Consider the following 2,740-nt stretch of genomic DNA (forward strand, 5'->3'; position numbering starts at 1 on the left):
CTCCAACGGCACTTCGTCCGGCGTCCCCCCGCCTCCGGACGAGCCCCCCATCGAGACGCCGGACGAAGTGCCGTTGGAGGTCGCGCCCCTCGAACCGGACGAAGCGCTGATGGGCGGAGCCACCACGGTGTTGCGCACCGACCCCGAAGCCTTCCTGCAACCCGTCGCGAACATCACGGTGGAGCGCAAATCGCGCTTCCTCCTGGGCGAAGCCAACTTCGAGGTGGACTGGGTTCCCGCACCGAGCAGCCAGCGCGACCGCGATGGCCTGGGCCCGCTCTTCCACGCCACCTCCTGCCTCGCCTGCCACGTCGGCAACGGCCGGGGCGCTCCCGTCGTGGGAAGCGCGCGCGCCCCCGCGCCCCTGCTGATCCGCCTCTCCGTACCCGGCGCCGATTCCCACGGTGCGCCCCTGCCCGAGCCCACCTACGGCGACCAGTTCCAGCCCCGCGCCATCGCCGACCTTCCCGCCGAGGGACAGGTGCAGGTCACCTACGAATCCCTGCCCGCGCTCACGCTCACGGAAGCCAGCTCCGTGAGCCTCCAGTCCCCACGCTACACACTGGTCGATCTGGGCTACGGGCCGCTCGCCCCTGAAGTCCGCATGTCCCCGCGCATCGCCCAACCCATGGTCGGCCTGGGCCTGCTCGCGGCCATTCCGGACGCGACCCTGCTCGCGTGGGCGGACCCCGACGACCGTGACGGCGACGGCATCCGGGGCCGCCCCAACCGCGTGTGGAGCGTGAAGCAGGGCCGTGAGGTGCTGGGCCGCTTCGGCTGGAAGGCCAACCAGCCCGACCTGGAGCATCAGGCGGCGGGCGCGCTGCTGGGAGACATGGGCCTCACCTCGCCGCTGTTCCCCCAGTCCGCGTGCACCTCCGCGCAGACGCGCTGCCTGGAGGGCGCCACCGGCGGCGAGCCCGAGGTGGACGCCACGAACCTCGCCACCCTCTCCGACTACTCGCACCTCATCGCCGTGCCCGCGCGCCGGGGCGCGGAACGCGAGGACGTGCGCACGGGCAAGGCCGCCTTCCTGCGCGCGGGCTGCGCGGGCTGCCACCGCCCCACCACCGTCACCGGCGAGCTGCCCGGCTTCCCGGAGCTGTCGCACCAGCGCATCTGGCCGTACACGGACCTGCTGCTTCATGACCTGGGCGAAGCGCTCGCGGACGGACGCGACGACTTCCAGGCCACCGGCACCGAGTGGCGCACCCCGCCCCTCTGGGGCCTGGGCCTCACCGCCACCGTGAACGGTCACACGCACCTGCTCCACGACGGCCGGGCCCGCTCCGTGCTGGAAGCCATCCTCTGGCACGGCGGCGAAGCCACCGCCTCACGCGAAGCCGTGCGGCGCATGTCCGCCAGGGAACGCGCGGCGCTGCTCACGTTCCTCGACTCGCTCTAGGGAAGCGGGGTCCACCAGGGACGAACGACGCCGGTCCTCACGTCGTCAGGTGTGGCAGCGGGCGCAGGTGATAGCGGGTCTCGAAGGCGTTGAAGAGGTCCAGGTACTGCTCCAGGTAGCGGGTGAGCAGGAAGCGGCGGCGCACCGTTTCGTGCGCGTGCTGTCCCATCTGGTGGCGCAGCTTCGGACTCCGAACCAGTTGCGCCATGCGCTCGGCGCACTGCTCCACCGAGTCCACCAGGAAGCCGTTGTGCCCGTCCTCAATCTGATGGCGGATGCCGCCCACGTCGCCACCGATGACGGGCGTGCCCTTCCACATCGCCTCCGCCACGGTGAGCCCGAAGCCCTCGCGCAGCGACTTCTGCACCACCACGGCCGCGCGGCGCTGGAGCGCGTTCACCAACGCCGTGTCCTCGCGGCTCAGGATGATGAGCCGCTCGTCGCGGTGCCGCATCACCTCCGAGTACACCTCCTGCCCCTCCGGGTCGTCCGCGGCCATGTTGCCCAGGAGCACCAGCGTGCACGGCGTCTGCTTGCGCGCCAGTCGCCACGCGGACACCACGCCCTCCGGGTCCTTCCACCGGTCGAAGCGCGAGACCTGCACCACCAGCGGCAGGTCCGTGGGGATGCGGTGGTGCGCCAGCCGCTCGTCCATCTCCGCGTCGTTCATCTCCCGGTTCTTGATGGAGAACGGGTCGATGGCCGGCATGAAGAACAACTGCGGCACGCTCAGCTCGCGCGCGTACTCCGGGATGCTCATCACCGTCGCGTCGTACTGCTCCACGAAGGGCTTCAGGTACGCCCACAGCGCGGGGTTGGGGCGCGACAGGTCCACGTGGCAGCGCCAGATCCACGGCCCGCGCTTGCGGCTGTGCCGCACGATGGGCAGCGGCTGCGGATCATGGATGATCACCCGGTCGTGGTCCAACCGGTTGCGCACCGCGTTCTCGTAGACGACCTCCTCGTAGATGTTCGCCTTCATCGGCGTCAGGTGGATGTCCGCGCCCTGCAACGCGTTGTGCATCTTCTTCGTGATGTTGAAGAAGTCCGGCGGGCCCTGGATGGCGCGCCACTCCGTGACCATGCCCACGCTGTTCATCAACAGCGTCAGCGGTGACAAGAGCTCCGCCACCCCGCCGCCGTAGTACGTGGAGTTCACGTGCGCGACCCGCAGATCCTGCAGCGGCCGGGCCTTCTCCAGGATGCGCTCCACCACCTCCGCGCCCACGTAGCGCTCGTAGTGCTCGACCTGGACCAGGGGGTGCGGATCATGGTTCGGGCTCTTCCTCATGCCCCTTGTCTGCGTCCGCACGCCCCCCGGTGCCACCCTCCCCC

Annotated in this window: 2 protein-coding genes; one reads left to right on the forward strand and one right to left on the reverse strand. The window is 70.5% G+C overall.

Annotation, left to right across the window (positions count from 1 at the left end; all coding sequences use genetic code 11):
* The first annotated feature begins 49 nt into the window (after nucleotides 1–49).
* The gene (locus D7X74_RS41080) at nucleotides 50–1,405 is read left to right on the forward strand and encodes a di-heme oxidoredictase family protein (RefSeq protein WP_370450866.1); all 1,356 of its coding nucleotides are present in this window, start codon (nucleotides 50–52) and stop codon (nucleotides 1,403–1,405) included.
* A 37-nt stretch (nucleotides 1,406–1,442) separates the two neighbouring features.
* Here D7X74_RS41080 and D7X74_RS41085 read toward each other — a convergent pair whose 3' ends face one another.
* Nucleotides 1,443–2,696 (reverse strand): glycosyltransferase, encoded by a 1,254-nt coding sequence (locus tag D7X74_RS41085; protein WP_120538359.1) that lies wholly within the window; start codon nucleotides 2,694–2,696, stop codon nucleotides 1,443–1,445.
* Nucleotides 2,697–2,740 lie beyond the last annotated feature (44 nt).

The organism is Corallococcus sp. CA047B, from assembly GCF_003612065.1.
Classification (GTDB): domain Bacteria; phylum Myxococcota; class Myxococcia; order Myxococcales; family Myxococcaceae; genus Corallococcus; species Corallococcus praedator.